Below are 24,535 nucleotides of genomic sequence, written 5' to 3'. Positions count from 1 at the left end.
AGAACAACGGGCGGTCGGCCGTCCCGGTTCATGTCTGCGGCCCCGGGGCCGGTCGATCCAGCTGAGATCACCGTTGCGCCTCTCGCCTCCGCCGACCCGTGCCCTCGGCGCCCGCCGCGTCCTGCTCGCCGGCGCTGTCGCCGTCGGCAGTGAGACCGTCCCGGCCGAGCAGGTACTGCTCGACGAGATGGTTCCAGTCACAGCCGAGGCACACCTCCACCACGAAGACCTGAAACTCACGCAGCGTCATCGCCAGCACGGGCAGCTCGGACAGTGTCCGAGCCTGGCCGGCGGACTGCTTGAGTTCGTCACCGTAAATGTAGTGGACGAGCGTCAGATTCTCGCTGCGGCAGATGGGGCAGCGCCGGTCGGTCGGCTCGCCGTGGAACCGAGCCGCGTTCTTCAGGTACGGCGACGCGTCACACACGTCGTACGTGCCGACCCGGCCGGCCAGGAGCTCACGCAGCACCGCTCGCTTCTGAAGCGAGTAGTCGACGACCTGGCGCTGCGTACGCATGCGGAGAAGGGTACGCGGTCCGGCCCGACCAGGCGACCATGGTCACGATCCGTGACGGAAGCGTCTCGGAACGGGGGTTTGCCCTGGCCTTCGCGACCCGCTAACGTGCGATGTATCGGTCCGATACATCGCGGCGGTTACCAATCCGCGCCGGAGGGTGATAGAGAGGGTGGCCAGTGCTCGAATTCGCCATCCTCGGCCTCCTGCAGGAGTCTCCGATGCACGGCTATGAGCTGCGCAAGGAGCTGACCGCCAAACTCGGTGCGATCCGGGCGGCGATCAGCTACGGCTCGCTCTACCCAACCCTGCGCAGGTTGCAGGCGGCGGGATGGATCACCGAAGCCGCCGAGACACCCGCCACCGCCGAGGAGGTTCCCGCGCTGACCAGCCGACGAGGTCGGGTGGTCTACAAAATCACCGCGGAGGGCAAGGAACGCTTCGCCCAGCTGATCGCACAGGCCGGGCCCGAGACGTACGACGACACGGGCTTCGGGGTGCACTTCGCGTTCTTCGCCCGGACCGACCAGGCGACCCGACTCCGCATCCTGGAGGGTCGCCGCCGCAAGATCGAGGAGCGTCGCGAAGGACTTCGTGACGTGCTGGGCCGGGCGGCCGAGCGCCTCGACGCTTACACCTTGGAACTGCAGCGCCACGGCCTTGACGCCTGTGAGCGTGAGGTCCGCTGGCTGGAGGAGCTCATCGCCAACGAGCGCTCCGGCCGAGCCCCGACGGCCCCGCACCTGGGGTCGGCCGGTGGCCGACGAGAAGACAACAGCCCGCCTCCGCCTGGAGAGACCAGGAAAGAGCGGCCGTGACAGAAAAGAAGGAGGCAGACGCTATGGGCTCCGTCCGCGTCGCCATCGTCGGTGTGGGTAACTGCGCCTCGTCCCTGGTTCAGGGCGTCGAGTACTACCGGAATGCCGACCCGAACGACCGCGTCCCGGGTCTCATGCACGTCGCCTTCGGCGACTACCACGTCAACGCCGTGGAGTTCGTCGCGGCATTCGACGTGGACGCCAAGAAGGTGGGCATGGACCTCGCGGAGGCGATCGTCGCCAGCGAGAACAACACCATCAAGCTCTGCGACGTGCCGCCGACCGGCGTGTCCGTGCAGCGCGGTCCGACCTTCGACGGTCTGGGCCAGTACTACCGCGAGATCGTCGAGGAGTCCGACGCCACTCCCGTCGACGTGGCGCAGGCGCTGCGTGACGCGCAGGTCGACGTCGTCGTCTGCTACCTCCCGGTCGGTTCCGAGCAGGCCGCCAAGTTCTACGCCCAGGCCGCGATCGACGCCGGCTGCGCGTTCGTCAACGCCCTGCCGGTCTTCATCGCCTCCGACCCCGAGTGGGCCCAGAAGTTCACCGACGCCGGCCTGCCGATCGTCGGTGACGACATCAAGAGCCAGGTCGGCGCCACCATCGTGCACCGCGCCCTGGCGAAGCTCTTCGAGGACCGCGGTGTCGAGCTGCTGCGCACGTACCAGCTCAACTTCGGCGGCAACATGGACTTCATGAACATGCTGGAGCGCAAGCGGCTGGTCTCGAAGAAGATCTCGAAGACCCAGTCGGTCACCTCGCAGATCCCGCACGAGATGAGCAAGAGCGACGTGCACATCGGCCCGTCGGACCACGTGCCGTGGCTGGACGACCGCAAGTGGGCGTACATCCGCCTGGAGGGCCGCTCGTTCGGTGACACCCCGCTCAACGCCGAGCTCAAGCTCGAGGTGTGGGACTCGCCGAACTCGGCCGGCGTCATCATCGACGCGGTCCGGGCCGCGAAGATCGCGCTGGACCGGAAGATCGGCGGCCCGATCCTGTCGGCCTCGTCGTACTTCATGAAGTCCCCGCCGGTGCAGTACGCCGACCACGACGCCCACCAGGCCGTGGAGGAGTTCATCGCCGGCGAGGTCGAGCGCTGACGCGCTGAACACCACGCACGACCGAGGGCCGGGTCCGAAAGGACCCGGCCCTCGCCGCGTTCAGTGCCGCCGTGGGTACGGCGACCGCATCACTTCCAGCTCGGCGTCCCCTGCTTGGCCGCCGCGGCCCGCTTCGCCCGGCGGTCCTCGGCCGACTCGGCGCTACGCGCCGACGCGCCGGCGGAGAACGGCAGGATGTCCGGGTAGACCTGTCCGACGCCGATCACGAACGCCACCACGTCGATGATGATGTGGGTGGTCCGGGCGGCGTAGACGGAGATGACGTCGCTGAAGTCCTCGTCGTAGCCGACACCCGACATGAACGAGTTCGAGATCACCTGGTTGGGCAGGTAGTTGATCGTTGAGAAGTTCGCCGGACGCGGGCTGCCGTACGGGAAGATCTGCACGAAGCCCGAGGCGACCGCGGTCGTCACGGTGAGGTTGCCGAAGAGGGCGTCGCTGAAGAAGACGAAGTCGCTCAGGTCGAGGTGGATGGTCTGCCCGTCGCGCAGGCGCCCCGAGCTGTCCAGGGTGGTCGACGAGGCGTTGAGGATCCGAGCGCGTGACCCGGCCGAACGGGTGTCCACGACCCGCTGCGGCACGATCGACACGATCTGGTTCGAGTTGCCGGTCGTGTGCACGTACTCCAGGTACTTGCCGCCGCCGTACTCGGCGACCACCTGAAGGTTGCTGGCGCTGTCCATGCCGATCGAGCCACCGGGCGAGTCCGGGTGCAGGTAGTCCCCGCTGGGCGTGAGCCGCAGCGCCGGTCGGGCCAGCACCGCGCCATCCGAGGTGGCGGTGCTCGTGTTCGCCAGCTGCAGCGTCGGCCCGGCCGCGGTGCTGGTCAGCGTGGTGATGGTGGCGCCGGCGGCGTTGGTGCCGCCCTGGACCACCGGGTCGCCGGGCGCGGCCTGGGCCGGCGCGGCGACAGCGGCGCCCACCACGGTGGTGCCGGCGACGCCCGCCGCCACGGTGCCGGCGCGGCGCAGCAGCCGGCGGCGGTTCACGGTCTTGTCCTCGTGCTCGGTCATCGGTCCCCCGCAGAGTCGGTTAAATGACGCCCGATCATGACGGTTGTCGCGGGGTGTCCACATCGACCGATCGGTCGATAAACGAGAGACCTTCCCGAGGGGGGCGGACCGGTCAGGACCACGCCTGCTGGAGGGCCACCCGGGCCTCCAGCTCCAGCAGGTGCACCTTGCGCGGCAGGCCGCCCCCGAACCCGACGAGCCGCCCACCGGCCCCGACGATGCGGTGGCACGGCACGATGACCGGGATCGGGTTGCGGTTGCAGGCGACACCCACGGCCCGGGCGGCGCCCGGATCGCCGACCCGACGCGCGACCTCGCCATAGGTCAGCGTCTCGCCGTACGGGATGAGGGTCATCTCCCGCCACACGGCCCGCTCGAAATCCGAGCCGCGGGGGATCGCCACCGGCACGGTGAACCCGGTCAGCTCACCGGCGAAGTACGCCCGCAGTTCGGCGACGACCTGCCGGGACGGCGTGTCGTCCGGCTCGTCGGCGGCCCCGTCGACCCGGCCGAAGTGCGCGCCACAGACGCTCACGCCGTCGCTGGCCACGGAGAACTCGCCGATCGGCGAGTCGAGCACGGTCCAGCGCATCCACCCATTGTCCCCGATCCCGCGACCGTTGCCGACTCCCGCCCTGCGTTGCGTCACGTCGATACCGTGCAGGTCGTGGCCACGGGGACGCTCATCTTTCTCATCATCGGCGGTGCCGGTGTGGCGGTACTGGCGCTCGCCCTGCTCGGCACCGAGCTGCTCCACTTCGGGCACGTCGACGTGGACGGGCCGATCTCGGTCGAGACGGTCGCCGGCTTCGCGGGTGCGTTCGGGTTCGGCGGTGCCATCGTCAACGAACTGCTCGGCGCGCGTACCCCTGCCATGATCGCGGGCGCGGTGGCCGGCGGCCTGCTCGCGGCCGTGCCCACCGGGTGGCTGGCCTCGCGGTTCAGCCGCGCGGCCCGGAACATGCGCACCGACCCCACCCCCACCCGGGACGACCTGGTGGGCGCGCTCGGCCTGGTCGTCACGCCGGTGCCGGTCAACGGCTACGGCGAGGTCCGGGTACGGGTCGCCGGCCAACCGGTCAAGCTCAACGCCCGCGCCGACCAGCCGATCCCGATCGGTGCCCAGGTCTTCGTCGTGCAGGCGCTCAGCGAGACCAGCGTGCACGTCGAGACCTACTGAACTCCTCTCACAGACGGGACGTCATCCATGCCCCTGCTGATCGCCATCGGCGGCGCGGTCCTCCTCGTACTCATCCTGGTGTTGTTCGTGCTCTCCCGGATCAAGGTGGCCGGGCCGAACGAGGCGTTCATCGTCACCGGCCGCAAGGGCCGCACCACGCAGACCGCCGACGGCGCCCGATCCACCGACAACTCCGGACAGAAGGTCGTGCTGGGCGCCTCGGTGTTCGTGCTACCGGTGGTGCAGAAACTCCAGTCTCTGGACCTGTCCAGCCGGCGGATCGACGTCGGCATCCGGGGCGCGGTGAGCAAGCAGGGCATCCGCGCCGACCTGCACGGCGTGGCGATCGTCAAGGTCGGCGGCACCGAGGACGCGATCCGGGCCGCCGCCCAGCGGTTCCTGCACCAGCAGGACGAGATCGACAACTTCACCCGGGAGGTGCTGGCCGGCGCGCTGCGCTCGATCGTCGGCCGGCTCACCGTCGAGGAGGTCATCCGGGACCGGGCGGCGTTCGCCAGCGCGGTCGCCGAGGAAGCCGAACACTCGATGACCAACCAGGGTCTGGTGCTGGACACCTTCCAACTCCAGGACATCCTCGCCGAGGGCTCCTACCTGCAGGACCTGGGCCGGCCGGAGGCCGCCCGTGTCCTCAAGGACGCGGCGATCGCCGAGGCGCGGGCCCGGCAGCAGGCCGAGCAGGAGCGGCTGCTCGCCGAGGAGGCCATCGCCGAGGCGAACCGGAACCTGGCCCTCAAGCAGGCCGGCATCCAGGCGGAGATCGACGCGGCGAAGGCAAAGTCCGCCGCGGCCGGGCCACTCGCCCAGGCGGAGCGGGACCAGGCGATCCTCTCCGAGCAGCAGAAGGTCGCCGAGCGCAACGCCGAACTCAAGCAGCGCCAACTGGACACCGAGGTGCGCAAGCCGGCCGACGCGGCCCGGTACAAGGTGGAGCAGGAGGCCGAGGCATCCCGCAACGCGGCCGTGCTGAACGCCGACGCGCAGCGCCAGGCCGTGATCGCCGCCGCGCAGGCCTCCGCCGAGCAGGCCCGGCTCACCGGTGAGGGCGAGCGGGCGCGACGGGCCGCGCTCGCCGAGGCCAACGCCATCGAGGGCGCCAAGGAAGGTGAGGCCGAGCAGCGGCGGCGCTCCGCCATCGCCGAGGCCGTGGAGCGGGAGGGTCAGGCCGAAGCGGCGGCCATCCTGGCCAAGGGTGAGGCCGAGGCCGACGCGATGGCGCGCAAGGCCGAGGCGTTCGCCGCGTACGGCGAGGCGGCGGTCCTGGACCTGCTGGTCAAGGTGCTGCCGCAGGTCGTCGAAGCGGCCAGCGCCCCGATCGGGGCGATCGACAAGATGACCGTCATCTCCACCGACGGCGCGTCGTCGCTGACGAAGTCGGTGGCCGGCAACGTGGCCCAGGGGCTCCAGCTCGGCAGCGACCTCACCGGCATCGACCTGGCCGGTCTGCTCGCCCGGCTCGGCTCGGCGTCCACCCCCGGTGGCAACGGCACCTCGACCGGCAAGGGCGTTGCCTCCGTCGACGGGACGGCCGTCGAGACGCGCTGACGCCGTACGCCGACGGGCGCCGCTCCCGGGGTCGGGGGTGGCGCCCGTCGGCGTACTCGATCAGGCCCTCGGCGGGCTACTCGATCAGGCCCTCGGCGCGCGCCCAGCGCAGCAGCTCCGCCTCGGCGGCGTCGCGGTCCAGCGGGCCGTGCTCGAGGCGCTGCTCCTTGAGGTGCTTCCAGGCCCGTCCGACGACCGGCCCCGGCGGTACGCCGAGCAGCTCCATGATCGCGTTGCCGTCCAGGTCGGGGCGGACCCGCGCCAGGTCCTCCTCGGCCGCGATCCGGGCGATCCGGTCCTCCAACGCGTCGTAGTCGGCGGCGAGCTGAGCCGCCTTACGCCGGTTGCGGGTGGTGCAGTCCGAGCGGGTCAGCTTGTGCAGCCGGGGCAGCAGGTCACCCGCGTCGGCGACGTAGCGGCGCACCGCGGAGTCGGTCCACTCGCCCCGCCCGTACCCGTAGAAGCGCAGGTGCAGCGCGACCAGCGCGGTCACCTTCGCGGTGATCTCCTTGGGGTAGCGCATCGCCTTCATCCGGGCCTTGGTCAGCCGGGCGCCCACCACCTCGTGGTGGTGGAAGCTGACCCGGCCGTCGGACCCGACGGCTTTCGTCGCCGGCTTGCCCACGTCGTGCATGAGGGCCGCCATCCGCAGGATGAAGTCGCAGCCCTCCTCCTCGAAGGAGACCGCGTTCTCGACGACCGTCAGCGTGTGCTCATAGACGTCCTTGTGCTGGGCGTGCTCGTCGATCTCCAGCTTCAGCCCGGTGAGCTCCGGTAGGAACCGCTCGGCCAGCCCCGTGTCGACCAGCAGCCGCAGGCCGGTGATCGGGTCGGCGCCGCAGAGCAGCTTGGTGAACTCGTCACGGATCCGCTCGGCGGTGATCCGGTCCAGGTCCGCCGCCATCTCACTCATCGCCCGGTGCGCGTCGAGGTGGACGACGAAGCCGAGCTGGGCGGCGAAGCGCGCGGCCCGGAGCATCCGCAGCGGATCGTCACCGAACGACTCACGCGGCGTGCTGGGGGTACGGATCAGCTTGGCCGAGATGTCCTCCAGCCCGCCGTGCGGATCGGCGAACCGGTGATCGGGGAGGCTGACCGCCATCGCGTTGATCGTGAAGTCGCGCCGCTTCAGGTCCTCGTCGAGGCTGGTGCCGTACACCACCACCGGGTTGCGGCTGACCTGGTCGTACGACTCGGCCCGGAAGGTGGTGATCTCCAGCCGGAGGCCGTCGCGCTGGGCGCCGATGGTGCCGAACTCGCGGCCGGTATCCCAGATCGACTCGGCCCAGCCCTTGAGGATCCGCAACGTCTCGTCAGGGTGAGCGTTTGTACAGAAGTCGAGGTCGTCGCCGAGCCGACCGAGCAGCGCGTCCCGGACCGAACCGCCCACCAGGTGCAGCTCGTAACCGGCACGGACGAAACGACGGCCCAGCTCGTCGGCGACCGGGGAGACCCGGAGCAGTTCGGCGACGGCGTTGCGCTGCGCGGCGGTGAGATCGCGGCGGGCGGCGGCGTGGGGAGCGGAGGCTTCGGACATGGGATCGCCAGCTTATCGGGCCCGGTCAGCATCGCGATCGCCGGACACCGTAACGACCGATTGGCTATAATTTGTCCCATTCGGGTCGATGCCCGGCTCGTGTACCTCTGGGAGGCTGGAGATGAGCGGCGGGCTCGACCGCAGCGCGGACGCCCTGCGGGACGGCGGTGCGGGAGCCGAGGTCCGCCCCTCCGACAGCACCACCTTCATCTCCGCCGAGCCGCTGAACCAGCCGGCCATGGAGTCGACCGCCCCTCCGCAGGAGCAGGTGGACGAGGCGAGCGCGGCGACCAACAGCGCGGTGATGGCGATCGGCAGCCTGGTCAGCCGGGGCACGGGCTTCCTGCGTACGTTGGCGTTGACCGCCGCGCTGGGTGGCGCGCTGGTCGGCGACGCGTACACGACGGCGCAGATCCTGCCCGGCATGGTGTACGAGTTCCTACTCGGCGGCATCCTCACCAGTGTCCTGATCCCGGTGCTGGTCCGCCGCCGAAAGTGCGACAGCGACGGCGGTCAGGCGTACGCCCAGCGGTTGTTGACCCTCGCGGTGCTGACCCTGGGGGCGGCGACCCTGCTGGCGTTGCTGTCGGCGGGCCTGCTGACCAAGCTCTACGCCGGCGACGACACCGGGAAGAACTTCCGGGATCTGGTCACGGCCCTGTCCTACCTGATGTTGCCGATGATCTTCTTCACCGGCCTCAGCGCGTTGATCAGCGCGGTGCTCAACACCCGGGGGCACTTCGCCGCCCCGATGTGGGCGCCGATCCTGAACAACATCGTGGTGATCGGCACGGCCGGGCTCTACATCGCGATTTTCGGCGCGGAGATCGTCCGGCCCGACGAGATGACCACCGGCCGGATCGTGTTGATCGGTGGCGGCACGCTGCTCGGTGTCGCCATCCAGGCCGCCGGGCTGCTGCCGGCACTACGCAAGGTCGGCTTCCGCTGGAAGCTGCGGTTCGATTTCCGCACCCTGGGGCTGCGCGAGCTGGGCCGGCTCGGTGGCTGGATGGTCTGCTACGTCGCGGTGAGCCAGGTCGGCCTGATCGTGCTGTTCAACCTGCTCAACCGGGCCGGCAAGGAGAACGCCGCCGGCCCACTGATCTACAACAACGTGTTCCTGCTGCTGATGATGGCGCACGGCATCATCGCCGTCTCGATCATCACGGCGCTGATGCCCCGGATGAGCGCGGCCGCCGCCGACGGCCGGTACACCGACGTCGCCGACGACCTGTCGCAGGGCACCCGGACCGTCTCGGCGGTGCTCGCCCCCATAGCGGTCTGCTACGCGGTGCTGGCCACCCCGCTGTCGGTGACGCTGTTCCGCTACGGCGCGTTCACCGACGAGAACACGGCCGACACCTCGCTGGTGCTGCTGCTGGCCGCGCTGGCACTGGTGCCGTTCGCGATCAGCCAACTCTTCATCTTCGCCTTCTACGCCCTGCCGGACACCCGCACCCCGGCACTGATCAACATTCCGGTGGTGGCGTTGCGGATCGGCGTGCAGGTGGTGCTCTACGTCGCCTTCGCCGCCCACTTCGCCGCGGCCGGAATGATGATCGGCAACGCGGTGTCCTACCTGGCTGCGGCATTCGCCTCGGCCTGGCTGCTGCGCCCCCGGGTCGGCCGGATCGGGATGGGTGCCATCCTGCGCACGCTCGGACGGGTGGCGGTCGCCGCGCTGGGTGCCGCCCTGGTCGGGCTGCTCGTGGTGAGTCTGCTGCCCGGCGGCGACACGCCGAGCCGGATGCAGGCCGTGCTCCAGCTCGTGATCGGCGGCGTGGTGATCGGCGGGATGTACCTGGGCCTGGCCGTGGTGCTGCGGATCGGGGAGATCACTGAGGTGGTCGGTATGGTCCGCCGCCGCTTGAGTCACTGACCGCCAGCATCCGATCACACGGTGGCCCACGACGGAACGTGACCGCAGATCACCAGCCTGGGGATGCACCTGTGGATAACTCCGCGATTCGCCGGTCAACAACCGGATCGTCCTGTGGATAACCAACCGTACGGATGAGCGTGGTCCCCCGATCGGTGGGAACATGCCGGTGAGCGAAGGTGCCATTCAGGGTCGGCCCCGACGTCGGCCGCTTGCGATGAAGCCGTAGATTAGCTAGTACATGTGCCAGCAACGTGGCTGACAACGGTAGTAATCGGACGACTTCCCCGACTCCCGGCACCCCGCCGGGTACGGCGGGAAGATGACATGTCGGGGAGACGGGCAACCCGGGTAAGGTCGCTCTCGACGGGTACGGCAGGCGCCGACGCTGGGCGTCGGCATCGGTCGGCCGGTTCCTTCGACGGCAGAGCGGGAAGCCACATGCCCAGCAGTTCGGGTCCATCGATCGACACGATCACCGAGGGAGGACGGGTGACCCAGGTCGGCGAGGGTCAGGAGGCGGACGAGAGCGCTCCGCCGGTCATGACCTTCGGTGCTCCCACGGCCGGTGAAATCCTCGCCGAGCGTTACGAGCTGGTCGAGCACATCAACAACGACAGCGCGGGTCGGCTGGTCTGGCGCGGGGTCGACGTCATCCTGCGCCGTCCCGTCGCGGTCGTGCTGCGCTACCCGGGTGGCGACTCCGCCACCGAGATGCTTCAGGCCGCCGTCGCGGCGAGCCGTGTCATCCATCCCAACCTGGTCGGCGTCTACGACGCGATCGACGAGGCCGAGCGGGCGTACGTGGTCCGCGAGTGGGTGGACGGGCAGTCGCTGCGCGACCTGGCGACCGAGGGACCCCTGGACCCGGCACGCGCCACCGCGATCGGCAACGCCGCCGCGAGCGCGCTCGCCGCGGTGCACGCCACCGGGATGGTGCACGGCAACGTCCACCCCGGCACCGTCATGATCAGCGACGAGGGCCGTGTGGTGCTGGCCGACGCGCGCACCGACGGCGCCGACAGCCAGGAGAACGACATCCGGGCGGTCGGCGGCATCCTCTACTTCGCCCTGACCGGTCACTGGCCGCACGCCGAGGCACCACTACGCGGTGCCACCGCGGGCCACGGCCGGGCCGCTATCCCGGACGCTGTCCGGGACGCCGCCGGCGCCATCGCGGCACCTCGCCAGGTCCGGGCCGGTGTGCCCGCATACCTGGACGACCTGACCATGGATCTGCTCGACGCCGAGATCGCCCCGCCCTCGTCAGACGTGCTCGCTGCCGAGCTGGCCCGCCTGGACGTGCCGGCCGAGGATGAGCACTACCTCGACAACAGCGGCCCGCTGCGGTTCGCCGCCGACACCGAGGAGGAGCCGTCGCCGCTGGCCGCGGCCGGCGGTCGCAAGGTCGCCGTGGGCATCGCCAGCCTGTTGGTGGTCGCCCTGGTCGGTCTGCTGATCGGGATCAGCGCCCTCGGCGGTGACGACAAGGAGCAGCAGGCCAACCCGGTCGCCACGCCCACCTCCAGCGCGCCGACCGGTGACGCCACTCCGGCCGCCGCCACGGCGCACAAGCTGACCGTGAAGAGCGTGCGGATCATCGACCCGTACAGCAAGGACCGCAGCGAGGTCGACGGCGCCGACAAGGTCATCGACGGTGACGATGACAAGGGCTGGGAGACCGAGACCTATCGGGGCTGGCCCAACTTCGGCAACCTGAAGAAGGGCATGGGCGTCTGGATCGACCTGGGCCAGCCGCGCAACGTCAAGTCGGTCCAGGCGGTGCTCTCGGCCACTGGCGCGTCCGCGCAGCTCCTCGCCGGCACCACCAACCCGCCGTCCAGCTCCAGCGGCGACAAGCAGCTGGTCGGGAGCTACAAGACCGCGATCGGCCAGCCGTTCGAGGACCACGACGGCACCACCATGACGTTCAACGGCTTCGACGCCGACACGAAATACCGGTACCTGCTGTTCTGGATCACCGAGCTGCCCCCGGCCGAGGGTGGTTTCAAGCTGGGGGTGCAGGAGATCACGGTCCAGGGGTCGTGAGCCCGGCACCTCCGCCGTGGCACCACATCCGTAGGACGTGGTGATGGACGGGCGCGACGCCGCAACGGATCTGGAGCTGCTGCGCGCCCACGTCGACGGCGACCGGGACGCCTTCGCCGAGTTGTTCCACCGGCACCGCGACCGGCTGTGGGCGGTGGCCCTGCGGACGCTCGGCGACCGCGAGGAGGCGGCGGACGCCCTCCAGGACGCCCTGCTGTCCGCGCACCGGGCCGCCGGGCGCTTCCGCGGCGACTCGGCTGTCACCACCTGGCTGCATCGGATCGTGGTCAACGCCTGCCTCGACCGGATCCGGCGCCGCCAGGCACACCCGACCGTGCCGCTGCCCGACGGCGACCGGGCCGGGGACGGCTCCGGCACCAGGGGCGTGGAGCCGGCCGCACCGGTGCAGGACCATGACACCGCGCTGGTGGTCCGCGACGCTCTCGCCACCCTGCCCGTCGAACAACGCGCCGCCCTGGTGCTGGTGGACGTGCAGGGCTACCCCGTCGCCGAGGTGGCCCGCATCCTCGGCGTCGCGGAGGGCACGGTGAAGAGCCGCTGCGCGCGGGGCCGCGCCCGGCTCGCGGTGGTGCTCGGGCATCTCCGCCCGACCCGGTCGGGTCCGCCCGGCCCGATCGCGGACGTGCCGGACGTCACCCCGGGGAACCCCCGCCCGGTAGAGGGCGTCGGATCGGGGCCGGGCCGTTACCGGCGGGACGCCAACCAGGAGGACACGTGACGACCGAGGGGTTCCGGGAGGTCGACGACGACCTGCTCGCTGACTACCTCGGCGGGGCGCTGGACGGCACGCCACAGCAGACCGAGGTCGCCCGGCTGGTGGACGAGGACCCGGCGTGGGCCGAGGCGCACGCCCGGCTGAGCGGCGCGCTGACGCAGGTGCACGCCGACCTGGCCGCCTGGGCCGACCCGTCCCCGGAGATGCCGTCGGAGATCGCCGACCGGCTGTCCGCGGCACTGGCCGCCGCACACGATTCGCCGGACGGGGCCTCGGCCGGCACGGACACCACGAACACCCCGGTTGTCGTGCCGTCCCAGGTCGGCTCCGGCCGCCGGCCGGCCGGATCGGCACCGTCCGAGCCGGATCGCGCCGCAGCCACCGGCCCGGGTCGCCGCCGACGCCGCTGGGCGCGGCGCGGTGCACCGGTGGCCCTCGCGGCGGCCGCGGTCATCACGGTCGCGCTGGGCCTCAACCAGCTCTCGACGGACACCTCGGACTCCGCCGGCACCAGCGCCCTGGACCGGCCGGCCAGCGCGCCCGAGGGCGCGGCGGCGGCCGGAGCGGTCCGCACCACCGGGCCGGCACTACGCAGCGGTACGAACTACGACCCGCAGACCCTCGGCGACGCGCAGAGCGGACCGGTGCCCTACCGGGCCACCGACATCCCCAGCCGCACGCCCACCGGCGCCTCCGGCGACGCCCCCGCCGAGCAGCCCGAGGTGGATGCCGAGGGTGGCCGGCGACCCGCGCCGGACGGCCTCAACCAGCTGGCCCGCCTGACCGACGAGACCGCGCTGACCGCCTGCCTGGCCGACATCGCGGCGGAGCACGGTTCCGCACCGCTGGTGGTCGAGGTGATCGACTACGCGCAGTTCCAGGGCGAGCAGGCGTTGATCGTCCGGTTCACCGACTCGACCGGGGCCCGCTGGGCCTGGGTGAGCGGCCCGGAGTGCGGCGTCCCCGGGTCCGCCTCGGACACGCGGTATTCGACGCGGGTAGGGTGAATCCACGGTCACCGGTGTGATGACCCTCTACGTGACCTGACCCACCGGATGCCCGGCTCGGGAATCCCCGGTTCGTACGATGACGTTCTGGAAGTCAGCTGCCGGCACCCTCCAGGCGTCGGCACTCGGATCGGCGTCGGTGCGCACCAACGCCGAACACACACAACGCGGGAGACGGCAGTGGACGAGGTCCGCAACCTGATCATCATCGGCTCCGGGCCGGCCGGTTACACGGCGGCGGTCTACGCCGCACGCGCCAACCTGAAGCCGCTGATCATCGAGGGCGTCCAGTCCGGTGGCGCGCTGATGACCACCACCGAGGTGGAAAACTTCCCCGGCTTCGCCGACGGCATCCTCGGCCCCGAGCTGATGGACAACATGCGCAAGCAGGCCGAGCGGTTCGGCGCCGAGTTCCTCACCGACGACGTGACCCGGGTCGAGCTGGTGGACACCGGCGACGCCGGTTCCGGCGCGGTGAGCACCGTCTGGGTCGGCGAGACCGCGTACCGGGCCCGTTCGATCATCCTCTCCACCGGTTCGGCCTGGCGTCCGCTGGGCGTGCCCGGCGAGCAGGAGTACCTGGGCCACGGTGTTTCCGCGTGCGCCACCTGTGACGGGTTCTTCTTCCGTAACCAGCACATCGTGGTTGTCGGCGGCGGTGACTCGGCGATGGAGGAGGCCACCTTCCTCACCCGTTTCGCCGACACGGTCACCATCATCCACCGGCGTGACTCGTTCCGGGCCAGCAAGATCATGGCCGACCGGGCGCTGAGCAACGAGAAGATCAAGGTCGAGTGGAACAGCACCGTCGAGGAGATCCTCGGCGACGACGGCAAGGTCACCGGCGTACGGGTTCGCAACGTGCACACCGGCGAGACCAAGGTGATGGACGTGACCGGCGTGTTCGTCGCCATCGGTCACGACCCGCGCAGTGAGCTGTTCCGGGACCAGGTCGAGCTGGACGACGAGGGCTACGTGAAGGTCCAGGCGCCGAGCACCCGCACCAACGTGCCCGGTGTCTTCGCCGCCGGCGACGTGGTCGACCACACCTACCGCCAGGCGATCACCGCGGCCGGCACCGGCTGTGCCGCCGCGCTCGACGCCGAGCGGTTCATCGCGACGCTCAGCTGAAACAGGAAACACATCCCGGAGGAGGGGCAAAGTGGGAAATACCAAGGCTGTCACGGACAAGAGCTTCGTCGCCGACGTGCTGCAGGCCGACAAGCCGGTTCTGGTGGACTTCTGGGCCGAGTGGTGCGGCCCCTGCCGCAAGGTGTCGCCGCTCCTTGAGGAGATCGCCGGCGAGATGGGCGACCGGGTCAGCATCGTCAAGCTCAACATCGACGAGAACCCGGAGACCGCCCGCGCCTACCGGGTCATGTCGGTGCCGACGCTCACCGTGTTCAAGAACGGCCAGCCGGTGCAGTCGATCGCCGGTGCCAAGCCGAAGGGCGAGCTGGTCCGACTCATCGAATCGGCGCTCTGACCAGTAGAAACAGCACCGAACCCCGTACCCGTCAAGGGGTGCGGGGTTCGGTCTTTTTCGGGTCGGAGCCGGCGGCGTTTTTCCCGGCCCGCGCCCCCTCACCGCCGGAGAACGCATAGCCTCAAGCCGAGGCCGCCGCCCGGCCAGCCACCGTCGTGCAGAGGGGGTCGTGCGTGCGTCCGATCCGACCCGGTGACCGGGGACCAGCGGTCACGGAGATCCGTACCATCCTCACCGGCCTCGACCTGCTCGCGTCCACCGCCGGTCCGGACGCCGACGAGTTCGACCTCGACACCGAACGGGCCGTCCGCGCGTTCCAGCAGTCCAGGGGGCTCAGCGTCGACGGCCGGGTCGGAACGGAAACCTGGGGTGCGCTGGACGCCGCCCGCTGGCGGCTCGGCGCCCGCACCCTCTACCACGCGGTGCCCGACCCGCTCACCGGCGAGGACGTCCGGTCGCTCCAGGAGCGACTGCTGGAAATGGGGTACGACGTGGGTCGCGCGGACGCCATCTACGGCATCCGGACCTCCCGTGCGGTGGCCCAGTTCCAGCGGGAGGTCGGGCTCACCCCCGACGGGTCCTGCGGGCCGCACACGATGAACGCGCTGCGTCGGATCGGCCGCAAGGTCGTCGGTGGCCGCCCCCAGTGGCTCCGCGAATCCGACGCCATCCGGCAGTCCGGGCCGGCGCTGGTCGGCAAGACCGTCGTCATCGACCCCGGGCACGGCGGCACCGACCCGGGCATGGTGGTGCCGGACGGGCCGCTGCGCTGGACGGAGGCGGACCTGGTGCACGACCTGGCCAGCCGGCTGGAGGGGCGGCTCGCCGCGGCTGGGGTGCGGGTGCAGCTGACCCGGGGTCCGTCGCCCGACAGCTGCCTGCCGGACACCGACCGGGCGCTGCTGGCCAATTCGCTCGGCGCCGACGTGTTCATCTCGCTGCACCTCGACGGGCACGCCAACCCGGACGCGGAGGGGGTGGCGACCTACCACTACGGCACCGACAACGGCGTGACCTCGGCGACCGGCGAACGGTTGGCCGGGCTGGTGCAGCGGGAGATCGTCGCGCGGACCGGGCTACGGGACTGCCGTACGCACGCCAAGGCGTGGGACCTGCTGCGGTTGACGCGGATGCCGGCCGTACGCGTCGAGGTCGGCTACCTCACCTCGCCGACCGACCGCGCCCGGCTGGTCGACCCCCGGTTCCGCGACCGGGTGGTCGAGGCGATCGTGGCCGCGGTGCAGCGGATGTACTACCCGATCGAGCGGGACGTGCCGACCGGCTCGCTCGACGTCAGCGAACTGCGTGCGGTGGTGACCGCCGCCACGGTGGTCACCTGATCCGCCGCGAGGCGTCGGTCAGCCGCCGGTGGCACGGGTCGCAGGAGCGGGACGGACCGGACGGAGCAGGGTTTCCGGGCTCATCGAGCCGAGCAGCTTCTCCAACGCGTACTCGACGTCGGATTTCCAGCTCAACGCGGTCCGCAGTTCAAGTCGCAGCCGGGGAAACCGAGGATGCGGACGGACGGTCTTGAACCCGACGGAGAGGAAGAAGTCGGCCGGCGCGACGCAGCCACCCGCAGGGTCGTCCGCGTCGCCGAACTTCGCGTCACCGAACGCCTCGATCGCCTTGATCCCCCGCTTGGTCAGGTCCCGTGCGACGCCCTGTACCAGCATCCGGCCCAACCCACCACCGGCGAAGGCGGCCACCACGTTCGCCGTCATCAGCAGCGCCGCGTCGGCGGAGACCGGCGACGTCGGGAAGGCCATCGAGCGGGGCACGTAGGCCGGCGGGGCGTACATCACGAAACCCGCCGGCATGCCGTCGACGTACGCGAGCTTGCCGCAGGAACCCCACTCCAGCAGGGTCTGGGAGACCCACGCCTCCTTCTCCAGACCCGGGTCACCGGCGGCGCAGGCCCGGTCGGCGGAGACCGGATCAAGCTCCCAGTAGACGCACTGCCGGCAGGGGCGAGGAAGATCCTCAAGCGTGTCGAGGGTCAGGCTGACCAGACGTCGCGACATATGGCGCATCCCCACAATAGGCTCGGTGGTGAGGCCGGCACGCAACGACAGCGCCGCCTTCCTGTCCCCGACGAGCGATCGTACGCCGCCGATCGGCGGTACGGGAGGGGACGCGCAGATCGCCACCGCACCGAGGGATGGTCCGGGATGTGGACGATCCGTCACGGAGGGCCAGCACCCTGGCCAGAGGCGACTAGGATCGACAATCGGTGTCCCGACCGCCATGGTCGCCCGCGTGCGGGGTACCCGGACGGGAGCCACCCGAGCAGTGATCGAGGTGAGGTCATGACCGGCACGACACTCGACGACTACACCGACCGGTACGCCCGGCGGGTACGCGGGATGACCGCATCGGAGATCCGAGCACTCTTCGCGGTGGCCAGCAGGCCGGAGGTCGTCTCACTCGCCGGCGGGGCACCGTACATCGCCGCCCTGCCGCTCGACGCGGTCGGCGAGATGCTCGGCCGGCTCGGCTCCGAGCACGGCGTCACCACCCTTCAGTACGGCATCGGCCAGGGCACCCTGGAGCTGCGCGAGCGGATCTGCGAGGTGATGGCGCTCTCCGGGATCGACGCCGGATGCGGCGCCTCCCCGGAGGACGTGGTGGTCACCGTCGGCGGGCAGCAGGCACTGGACCTGGTGGCCCGACTCTTCCTCGACCCGGGTGACGTGGTGCTCGCCGAGGGGCCCACCTACGTCGGCGCGCTCGGAGTGTTCCAGGCTGCCCAGGCCCAGGTCGTGCACGTGCCCATGGATGCCGACGGGCTGATCCCGGAGGCGCTGGAGACGGCCATCGCCGACCTGGCGCGCGCGGGCCGTCGGGTGAAGTTCCTCTACACGATCCCCACCTACCAGAACCCGACCGGCGTGACCCTCAGCGAGGAGCGCCGCGAACGGGTGCTCGACATCTGCGAGCGCGCCGGTCTGCTCGTCGTCGAGGACGACCCGTACGGCCAACTGGGGTTCGAGGGTGAGGCGCCGGCACCGTTGCGCGCCCGCCGCCGCGACGGGGTGTTCTACCTGAGCACCTTCTCCAAGACCTTCGCACCGGGTCTGCGGGTGGGCTGGATCCTGGCGCCGCACGCGGTCCGCGACAAGCTGGTCATCGCCAGCGAGGCGCAGATCCTCTGCCCCAGCGGCTACGCCCAGGCGGCGGTGGCCACCTACCTCGGCACGATGCCGTGGCGGCAGCAGCTCAAGGTCTACCGCGAGGTCTACCGGGAGCGGCGCGACGCGCTGCTCGACGCGATGGCGGACCTGATGCCCGAGGGCACCAGCTGGACGACACCGGCCGGCGGCCTCTTCGTCTGGGCCACCCTGCCCGACGGGCTCGACTCGAAGGCGATGATGCCGCGCGCGGTCGCCGCCCGGGTCGCCTACGTGCCCGGCACCGGCTTCTACGCGGACGGCACCGGCACGAGCACCATGCGACTGAACTTCAGCTTCCCGCCGCCGGAGCGGATCCGCGAGGGCGTCCGCCGGCTGGCCGGCGTCATGGAGCAGGAGATCGCGATGCGCCGCGTCTTCGGTGCCGTGGGCGGCGCCGCGGGTCGGCGCGGCCAGGCCGGCTCCGACGTGCCAGGTCCTGACTTGGCATGATGCCGGCATGGGTACGACAGCTGCCGAGCGCCTCCTCGTGACCGATCCCGCCGTCTCGGCCGACCTGCGTGTGCTGGTCCTCGCCGGCGGGCTCTCCTACGAGCGGGACGTGTCGCTGCGCTCGGGCCGCCGGGTGCTCGACGCGCTGCGTGCCGTCGGTGTCGAGGCGGAACTGCGGGACGCCGATGTCGCACTGCTGCCAGCCCTCACCGCCGACCCGCCGGACGCCGTGGTGATCGCACTGCACGGCGCGACCGGCGAGGACGGCTCGCTGCGCGGTGTGTTGGATCTGTGCGACGTCCCGTACGTCGGCTGCGACGCCCGCGCCTCCCGGCTCGCCTGGGACAAGCCGTCGGCCAAGGCGGTGCTCCGCGAGGCCGGCATCCCCACCCCCGACTGGGTGGCCCTCCCGCACGACCGCTTCTCCGAGCTTGGCGCGGTGGCCGTCCTGGACCGGATCGCCGACCGTCTCGGCCTGCCCCTGATGGTCAAGCCGGCACAGGGCGGGTCGGGGCTGGGCGGTGCGGTGGTCCGGGACGCCGCGTCGCTGCCCGCCGCGATGGTGGGCTGCTTCGCATACCACTCGACGGCGCTCGTGGAGCGGTACGTGCCCGGCATGGACGTGGCGGTCTCCGTAATCGACCTCGGCGACGGCCCGCAGGCGCTGCCGCCGGTGGAGATCGTGCCCCGCAACGGCGTGTACGACTACGCCGCCCGCTACACGGCCGGGCGGACCACGTGGCACGCCCCGGCCCGGTTGGACCCGGACGTGGCCGCCACGGTCGCGGACGTGGCGCTCGCCGCGCACACCGCTCTCGGCCTACGGGACCTGTCCCGGGTCGACGTGATCGTGGACGCCGCGGGTCAACCGCACGTCCTGGAGGTCAACGTCTCACCCGGCATGACCGAGACGTCGCTGCTGCCGCTCGCCGTGCAGGCGGCGGGCCTGGATTTCGGCCGGCTCATCGGCTCTCTGGTCACGCGGGCCGCCGCCCGCCTCGCCACGTCCTGATCCTCACGGCGCGACCCGGCGCCGTCTGCCGACTTCGAGGTTGGCGGCCGCACGTCCGGTGCCACCGCCAACCTCATCGGTCAACGACCGGACGACGCGTCCTCCGGTGCCTCACGCCCGCTGCCGGCCGGGGTGTCGACAGTCCTTGCCGTGCGGGTGCCACGGTCGGGGCTGGCCGAGCCCGAGGTGCCGCCGTTCTCCGGATCGGCGTCGTCGTCGGCACGTGCGGTGACCGTGCCTTCGGGGTTGGCCCGTCCGGTGGCCGTGCCTGCGCGGTCGGTGGCCGTGCCTTCGGCGTTGGCACGTCGGGCGGTGCTGTCGCCGACGTTGGCTGGTGTACCGGTGGCGGGGTCGGTGTCCGGCGGGGAACCGGCGACACCCTCCGCCGACTCGCTGCCGGTGGACAAGGACGCCTCCGATTCGGCGCGGACGGTGGTGCTGTTCACGGTCGACGATCCGCGCCCGGCGTGGGCGGCGCCCACGGTCGCGGGGACAGCATCGGTGACCGCGTCGTCGTCGCCCTCGCCGTCGGTCCCGATAGTGATGTCGGACGCGGGCTCCGGGATCTCCTCGGCCGCCTCGATCACCGACACGGCTTCCGCCTCGGCGGCGGCGTGGGCCGCGGCGGACTGGGCCAGCAGGCTGGACGGCGCCTGCCACTGGATGCGGGGCGGCTCGGCGAGCGGCCGGCCACCGAACTCCGCGAGCCACGCGGCGACGAGCGCCAGATTTTCCCGCCACTGGGCTTCGGAGATCGGCGGCAGGATCGAGTCCCACAGGGACAGGAACGTGCCGCGCAACTGAAGTCGGCCGTACGGCCGGGCCAGGAACCACATGTGCAGGTGCGCGGAGCCGTCACCCCACCGGTTGACGTGCACCCGGGCGACACCGTCGAGTGAGCGGATGGCCCGCTCCAGACGGACGGTCATCACGCCCAGTTCGGCGGCGAGCAGGTTCGGTAGGTCGCCCAGGTCGAGGTGGGTCCGCGATTCGAGGATGAGCACCATGGGCAGGCCGGTGGGCCGGTCCATGGCGCGTACTCGCCAACGCTCCCCGACCCAGATGTAGGCGTCGTCTGGTGCGTTGCAGGCGGTGCATTCCCGGAGGCCCTCGCCCTTGCGTGGCGGTTCGACCGGGACCGGGTCGTCGAGCTGCTTCACACGCAGGTCACCCTCGAAGGGGAACGAGGGCCACTGGGTGAAGTCCGGGACTGAGGGAGGGGTGTCGTGCACGACGCTGACCCTAACCGAGTCTGGCACCGCTGTCCCTACCCGATTGATCGCTCCCGACCGACCAGGTCAACGTTCACCGTCGATCGGTTCCCGGGTCGACGCCGCCCGGTCGAGGGGATATCCACAGGCTGCCGAGATCCCCAACACAGGCCGTCATCCACAGGCTGGCACCCGCTTTCACGCGCTGTTTCACGTGAAACGGGGGGTGCCTGTGGACAACCGGTGTGGATAACTTTTCGGGCTCTCGTTCGTTGCGTGCGGACCGCCCGGATCCGTGTTGTCGAGACGCGTGCGGACGGCCGCGCGGAGCGGCTCGGGTGCGCCGGCCGGCACTACACCTCGACAGCCTCGGACACCGGGCCGACGGTCCCGGACGGCCTCCCGCGCGATGGCCGGGTAAGCCATCCCGGCACGCGGGCGGCGCAGTAGTTTGGCACGGGGTTCGCCGTCGGCGGGCACGTCTCTCGCGGCAGGTCGGACCCCGCACACCCGATTCTCGGAGATGGTGGGTCGGCGGACTGAGGCGTGCACGCCCGAGGTAGGCCCGGCACGCCTGAGGCAGTTCCGGGCATGCCCGAGGCAGTGCCTCGGGTGCGCCCGGCCCGCCCGAGGCAGTCGCAGCCCGCCCGAGGCAGTCCCGGCACGGCCGGGCGCCCGAGTCATGCCCGGCGTGCCCGAGTCATGCCCGATCGGCGGGGGGAGGCGAGCCGGCGAAGGTGGTTCGGTCGAAGCCAGGCGCGGCGTATCTGCGGCGCGGACACACACACAACAGCGCGCAGAGCGACGAGGACGTCGGGGATGGACGTGATCAGACATGACGGACCCCCTCGCCGACCTACAGGCCGGTAGGAGGCTACTGAGCGGGCTGCGCGACCCTCCCATGGTGATCCTCGGACGTCCGCATCCGGCGGGTGCCGGGCGGGCGCTCGGTTTCACGTGAAACGAGCGCGGCGGAGCGTCGCGGCCGCCGTGTCGGGTACCCGCGCGAGTCCAGCGGTGGAGAGCGGTGTCCACGAGTCGACCACTCAACTCCGGTCGCCGTTTCACGTGAAACGGGGACCACAGCGTCAGACGCAGAACGGCCGCGCCCCCCGATGGAGCGGGATCGCAGCGTCAGACGCAGGACGGGCCGCGCCGCGAGGGAGCGGGACCGCAGCGTCAGACGCAGAACGGCCGCGCCCCGAGGGAGCGCGGCCGCGAGCGACGGGGAGAGAGGTCAGTCGCCGCTCTCCTCCTGCTGTACTCCGATGATGCCGACGATCCGCTCAAGGTCGTCGACCGTGGCGAACTCGATCGTGATCTTGCCCTTGCTCCGGCCGATGTCGACCTTCACCCGGGTGTCGAACCGGTCGGACAGCCGGTCGGCGAGATCGGAGAGGGCGGGCGCGTGCGGCTTCGGACGACGCTTCGCCGCCTGCCCCTTCGCCGGACCGTCGTTCAGCGTCAGGGCCACGATCTCCTCGGTCGCACGGACCGAGAGACCCTCGGCCACGATCCGCAGCGCCAACTGCTCCTGCGCGTCGGACTCGTCGAGGCTCAGGAGGGCACGGGCGTGACCCGCCGAGAGGATGCCGGCGGCGACCCGCCGCTGCACCTGCGCCGGCAGGTTCAGCAGTCGGATGGTGTTGGAGATCTGCGGACGGCTCCGGCCGATCCGTCGGGCGAGTTCCTCGTGGGTGGCACCGAACTCCTCCAGCAGCTGCTGGTAGGCGGCGGCCTCCTCCAAGGGGTTCAGGTTGGCCCGATGGATGTTCTCCAGCAACGCGTCGCGGAGCATGGCGTCGTCGCGGGTGTCCCGGACGATCGCGGGAATGTTCTCCCGCCCCACGGCCTGGGCGGCACGCCAGCGCCGCTCGCCCATCACCAGTTCGTACTTCTCGTCGTCGAGCTGCCGGACGACGATCGGCTGGAGGAAGCCGACCTCCTGGATCGAGGTCTTCAGCTCCTCCAGCGCCTCCTCGTCGAAGACCTGGCGGGGCTGCTTCGGGTTGGGCACGATCGCGTCGACCGGGATCTCGGCGAACCGGGCGCCGGGCACCGGGCTCAGCGCCAGTTCGGTCTCCGCCGGCGGCGCGGTAGGGACTGTCGCCGGTGTCGGTTCGAGGGCGGCGCCCTCGTCATCGACGAGCCCGTTCTCCGGCTCGGCCGTCGCGGTACCGACGCCGTTCACCGGCCCGGTCGGGATGAGCGCCCCCAGGCCCCGACCCAGACCGCCCCGAGGACGGTTCTTCATGCCACGCCTCCCAGCGACTCTTCCGCACTACGCATTCCGGCCCACCGGCTCCTTGACGCCCCGCTCGGCGATCTCCTGGGCGGCCTCGAAATAACTCGTGGCTCCCCGCGATCCGGGATCGTAGGTCATCACCGACTGGCCGTAGCTGGGTGCCTCGGAGACCCGGACGTTGCGGGGGATGACCGCCTGGAGGACCTTGTCGCCGAAGTGGTTCCGGACGTCCTGCTCGACCGCGTCCGCCAACCGGGTACGGCGGTCGTACATCGTCAACAGGATCGTGGAGACGTCGAGCTTCGGGTTGAGGTGCTGGCGTACCAGGTTGATGTTGTTGATCAGCTGGTTGAGCCCCTCCAGGGCGTAGTACTCGCACTGGATGGGGATCAGCACCTCCTGCGCGGCGACCAGGGCGTTGACCGTGAGCAGGCCGAGCGAGGGCGGGCAGTCGATGAAGACGTAGTCGAACTGGCCCGGATAGGCGGCGATGGCCCGATCCAGACGCGATTCGCGAGCCACGACGGACACCAGCTCGATCTCCGCGCCGGCGAGGTCGATCGTCGCCGGTACGCACCACAGGTTGGGGATGCCCTCGACCGCCTGCGCGACCTCGGACAGCGGCACGCTGTTGATAAGGCAGTCGTAGACGTCCGGGATGCCGGTGTGGTGCGGGACGTTGAGCCCGGTGGAGGCGTTGCCCTGCGGGTCGAGGTCGACGACGAGCACCCGGTTGCCGTGCAGGGCGAGTGCCACCGCAAGGTTGACCGTGGTCGTGGTCTTGCCCACGCCGCCCTTCTGGTTGGCGACGCACATGACCCGGGTCCGGTCCGGCCGAGGCATGGTCACCTCGCCACTGGGATTCAGGATCTGCACGGCGCGCATCGCCTCCATAGCCAACGGTGGGTCATCCTCTTCGCGCGTCGGGGTTTCACGTGAAACGTACGTGGGATCGGCCGCCATGGCCGCCAGCGACTCGGCCGACCCGACCGGCGCGTCGGCGACCACCGGCGCGGCGTCCCGAGCGACCGCCGCGGTGGGTTGGTGCGGGACCGCCGGCTCGAAACGCACCGCCGCTGCGGTGTTCCGCCGTCCGACCGTCTGCCGCACGTCGACGGCGTTGACCGGTCGGGTGAGCCCTTCGGACGCCCGTCGAGTAGTCATCGGATCCGGGCTCTCCGGTCCGACCGGCTGGCCCGCCGGATCGTCGCTCGACACCAGCGGATCGCTGTCCGCTGGTCGGGGCGACGGCCCGGGCTCGCCGGGCGACCAGCTCGGGTAGTCGGTTTCACGTGAAACAGGGTCGCTGGTTGACCCGGTCACGCGTGGATCGTCGTACCTGCCGTCGTCATGCACCTGTCATCCCTGCCCGCTTCGGATGGTCGGTCCGCGCCCCGGTCAACTTGGCCGCACCCGCGCTCGCACCCCGCAGCGTACGGCCCCTCGGGAGCGGTCGGAGACCTACGACGTCCGTCGCCCGCTCCACACTATCGACGCGCGGTCAGCCTACGGCGGACGGGCGTGGCCGGTCCACGTCG

Annotated in this window: 21 protein-coding genes; 13 read left to right on the top strand and 8 right to left on the bottom strand. The window is 71.0% G+C overall.

Annotated elements, in window-relative coordinates; genetic code table 11:
* Positions 1-67: 67 nt before the first annotated feature.
* Positions 68-517, bottom strand: a complete 450-nt coding sequence (locus O7620_RS25230) for a DUF5318 domain-containing protein (RefSeq protein WP_151487671.1) — start codon at positions 515-517, stop codon at positions 68-70.
* A gap of 176 nt (positions 518-693) precedes the next feature.
* Between O7620_RS25230 and O7620_RS25225 the strand changes: the two genes are divergently transcribed.
* Together O7620_RS25225 and O7620_RS25220 are read left to right on the top strand one after the other, a co-directional pair.
* Positions 694-1,332, top strand: coding sequence for a PadR family transcriptional regulator (locus O7620_RS25225; RefSeq protein ID WP_151487672.1), 639 nt, complete (start codon positions 694-696; stop codon positions 1,330-1,332).
* Positions 1,333-1,355: 23 nt separating this feature from the next.
* Positions 1,356-2,435 carry an inositol-3-phosphate synthase gene (locus O7620_RS25220; RefSeq protein WP_139588081.1) on the top strand — a complete coding sequence of 360 codons (1,080 nt, stop codon included), beginning with the start codon at positions 1,356-1,358 and terminating at the stop codon, positions 2,433-2,435.
* Between the two features lie 89 nt (positions 2,436-2,524).
* On the opposite strand, the gene O7620_RS25215 is transcribed toward O7620_RS25220, so the two are convergent.
* Both O7620_RS25215 and O7620_RS25210 read right to left on the bottom strand, forming a co-directional pair.
* A complete protein-coding gene (locus tag O7620_RS25215; RefSeq protein ID WP_151487673.1) occupies positions 2,525-3,469 on the bottom strand; it encodes a hypothetical protein in 945 nt (314 codons plus the stop codon).
* Between the two features lie 112 nt (positions 3,470-3,581).
* On the bottom strand, positions 3,582-4,061 hold the full coding sequence (locus tag O7620_RS25210) for a methylated-DNA--[protein]-cysteine S-methyltransferase (RefSeq protein WP_278125517.1): 480 nt from the start codon (positions 4,059-4,061) through the stop codon (positions 3,582-3,584).
* A gap of 66 nt (positions 4,062-4,127) precedes the next feature.
* On the opposite strand from O7620_RS25210, the gene O7620_RS25205 reads away from it, so the two are divergent.
* Both O7620_RS25205 and O7620_RS25200 read left to right on the top strand, forming a co-directional pair.
* Positions 4,128-4,649 carry an NfeD family protein gene (locus O7620_RS25205; RefSeq protein WP_225854085.1) on the top strand — a complete coding sequence of 174 codons (522 nt, stop codon included), beginning with the start codon at positions 4,128-4,130 and terminating at the stop codon, positions 4,647-4,649.
* A gap of 27 nt (positions 4,650-4,676) precedes the next feature.
* Positions 4,677-6,212: an SPFH domain-containing protein gene (locus tag O7620_RS25200; RefSeq protein ID WP_151487676.1), complete on the top strand. Its 1,536-nt coding sequence runs from the start codon at positions 4,677-4,679 to the stop codon at positions 6,210-6,212.
* A gap of 76 nt (positions 6,213-6,288) precedes the next feature.
* Here the strand turns inward: O7620_RS25200 and O7620_RS25195 are convergent, their stop codons facing one another.
* Complete coding sequence (locus O7620_RS25195; protein WP_151487677.1) at positions 6,289-7,749, bottom strand: CCA tRNA nucleotidyltransferase; 1,461 nt, start codon at positions 7,747-7,749, stop codon at positions 6,289-6,291.
* A 121-nt stretch (positions 7,750-7,870) separates the two neighbouring features.
* Here O7620_RS25195 and murJ point away from each other — a divergent pair, with 121 nt between their 5' ends.
* The 7 genes from murJ to O7620_RS25160 all read left to right on the top strand — a co-directional run bounded on the left by murJ (position 7,871) and on the right by O7620_RS25160 (position 16,246).
* Positions 7,871-9,628, top strand: coding sequence for a murein biosynthesis integral membrane protein MurJ (gene murJ / locus O7620_RS25190; RefSeq protein ID WP_278125516.1), 1,758 nt, complete (start codon positions 7,871-7,873; stop codon positions 9,626-9,628).
* 441 nt (positions 9,629-10,069) lie between these two features.
* Positions 10,070-11,677 (top strand): protein kinase family protein, encoded by a 1,608-nt coding sequence (locus O7620_RS25185; protein WP_278125515.1) that lies wholly within the window; start codon positions 10,070-10,072, stop codon positions 11,675-11,677.
* Positions 11,678-11,720: 43 nt separating this feature from the next.
* A complete protein-coding gene (gene sigM / locus O7620_RS25180) occupies positions 11,721-12,416 on the top strand; it encodes an RNA polymerase sigma factor SigM (protein WP_151487680.1) in 696 nt (231 codons plus the stop codon).
* Complete coding sequence (locus O7620_RS25175) at positions 12,413-13,420, top strand: hypothetical protein (protein WP_278125514.1); 1,008 nt, start codon at positions 12,413-12,415, stop codon at positions 13,418-13,420. The genes sigM and O7620_RS25175 overlap by 4 nt, the downstream gene beginning before the upstream one ends.
* Positions 13,421-13,600: 180 nt before the next feature.
* A complete protein-coding gene (gene trxB, locus O7620_RS25170; RefSeq protein ID WP_151487682.1) occupies positions 13,601-14,551 on the top strand; it encodes a thioredoxin-disulfide reductase in 951 nt (316 codons plus the stop codon).
* A gap of 31 nt (positions 14,552-14,582) precedes the next feature.
* On the top strand, positions 14,583-14,906 hold the full coding sequence (gene trxA / locus O7620_RS25165) for a thioredoxin (protein ID WP_053651673.1): 324 nt from the start codon (positions 14,583-14,585) through the stop codon (positions 14,904-14,906).
* Between the two features lie 173 nt (positions 14,907-15,079).
* Positions 15,080-16,246: an N-acetylmuramoyl-L-alanine amidase gene (locus tag O7620_RS25160; RefSeq protein ID WP_151487683.1), complete on the top strand. Its 1,167-nt coding sequence runs from the start codon at positions 15,080-15,082 to the stop codon at positions 16,244-16,246.
* Positions 16,247-16,264: 18 nt separating this feature from the next.
* On the opposite strand, the gene O7620_RS25155 is transcribed toward O7620_RS25160, so the two are convergent.
* Positions 16,265-16,930: a GNAT family N-acetyltransferase gene (locus O7620_RS25155; RefSeq protein WP_151487684.1), complete on the bottom strand. Its 666-nt coding sequence runs from the start codon at positions 16,928-16,930 to the stop codon at positions 16,265-16,267.
* Between the two features lie 285 nt (positions 16,931-17,215).
* On the opposite strand from O7620_RS25155, the gene O7620_RS25150 reads away from it, so the two are divergent.
* Positions 17,216-18,529 carry a PLP-dependent aminotransferase family protein gene (locus O7620_RS25150; RefSeq protein WP_151487685.1) on the top strand — a complete coding sequence of 438 codons (1,314 nt, stop codon included), beginning with the start codon at positions 17,216-17,218 and terminating at the stop codon, positions 18,527-18,529.
* 7 nt (positions 18,530-18,536) lie between these two features.
* Complete coding sequence (locus O7620_RS25145; RefSeq protein WP_278125511.1) at positions 18,537-19,541, top strand: D-alanine--D-alanine ligase; 1,005 nt, start codon at positions 18,537-18,539, stop codon at positions 19,539-19,541.
* 80 nt (positions 19,542-19,621) lie between these two features.
* Here the strand turns inward: O7620_RS25145 and O7620_RS25140 are convergent, their stop codons facing one another.
* The 3 genes from O7620_RS25140 to O7620_RS25130 form a co-directional block, all read right to left on the bottom strand.
* A complete protein-coding gene (locus tag O7620_RS25140; RefSeq protein WP_278127139.1) occupies positions 19,622-20,548 on the bottom strand; it encodes a hypothetical protein in 927 nt (308 codons plus the stop codon).
* 1,441 nt (positions 20,549-21,989) lie between these two features.
* Entirely contained in the window at positions 21,990-23,006 is a 1,017-nt protein-coding gene (locus tag O7620_RS25135; RefSeq protein ID WP_278125510.1) for a ParB/RepB/Spo0J family partition protein, read from the bottom strand.
* 27 nt (positions 23,007-23,033) lie between these two features.
* Positions 23,034-24,353 carry an AAA family ATPase gene (locus O7620_RS25130; protein WP_151487689.1) on the bottom strand — a complete coding sequence of 440 codons (1,320 nt, stop codon included), beginning with the start codon at positions 24,351-24,353 and terminating at the stop codon, positions 23,034-23,036.
* Positions 24,354-24,535 lie beyond the last annotated feature (182 nt).

This window comes from Micromonospora sp. WMMD710 (assembly GCF_029626045.1).
Classification (GTDB): Bacteria; Actinomycetota; Actinomycetes; order Mycobacteriales; family Micromonosporaceae; genus Micromonospora.
The sequence above is the reverse complement of the archived record's forward strand: the minus strand, read 5'-3'. Positions and strand labels throughout refer to the sequence as shown.

Coding starts and splice junctions, on each gene's coding strand:
- O7620_RS25230 (WP_151487671.1), bottom strand. CDS start 517: ATGCGTACGCAGCGCCAGGTCGTCGACTACTCGCTTCAGAAGCGAGCG.
- O7620_RS25185 (WP_278125515.1), top strand. CDS start 10,070: ATGCCCAGCAGTTCGGGTCCATCGATCGACACGATCACCGAGGGAGGA.
- murJ (WP_278125516.1), top strand. CDS start 7,871: ATGAGCGGCGGGCTCGACCGCAGCGCGGACGCCCTGCGGGACGGCGGT.
- O7620_RS25155 (WP_151487684.1), bottom strand. CDS start 16,930: ATGTCGCGACGTCTGGTCAGCCTGACCCTCGACACGCTTGAGGATCTT.
- O7620_RS25135 (WP_278125510.1), bottom strand. CDS start 23,006: ATGAAGAACCGTCCTCGGGGCGGTCTGGGTCGGGGCCTGGGGGCGCTC.
- O7620_RS25145 (WP_278125511.1), top strand. CDS start 18,537: ATGGGTACGACAGCTGCCGAGCGCCTCCTCGTGACCGATCCCGCCGTC.
- O7620_RS25150 (WP_151487685.1), top strand. CDS start 17,216: ATGACCGGCACGACACTCGACGACTACACCGACCGGTACGCCCGGCGG.
- O7620_RS25210 (WP_278125517.1), bottom strand. CDS start 4,061: ATGCGCTGGACCGTGCTCGACTCGCCGATCGGCGAGTTCTCCGTGGCC.
- O7620_RS25220 (WP_139588081.1), top strand. CDS start 1,356: ATGGGCTCCGTCCGCGTCGCCATCGTCGGTGTGGGTAACTGCGCCTCG.
- O7620_RS25195 (WP_151487677.1), bottom strand. CDS start 7,749: ATGTCCGAAGCCTCCGCTCCCCACGCCGCCGCCCGCCGCGATCTCACC.
- O7620_RS25140 (WP_278127139.1), bottom strand. CDS start 20,548: ATGGTGCTCATCCTCGAATCGCGGACCCACCTCGACCTGGGCGACCTA.
- sigM (WP_151487680.1), top strand. CDS start 11,721: ATGGACGGGCGCGACGCCGCAACGGATCTGGAGCTGCTGCGCGCCCAC.
- O7620_RS25200 (WP_151487676.1), top strand. CDS start 4,677: ATGCCCCTGCTGATCGCCATCGGCGGCGCGGTCCTCCTCGTACTCATC.
- O7620_RS25215 (WP_151487673.1), bottom strand. CDS start 3,469: ATGACCGAGCACGAGGACAAGACCGTGAACCGCCGCCGGCTGCTGCGC.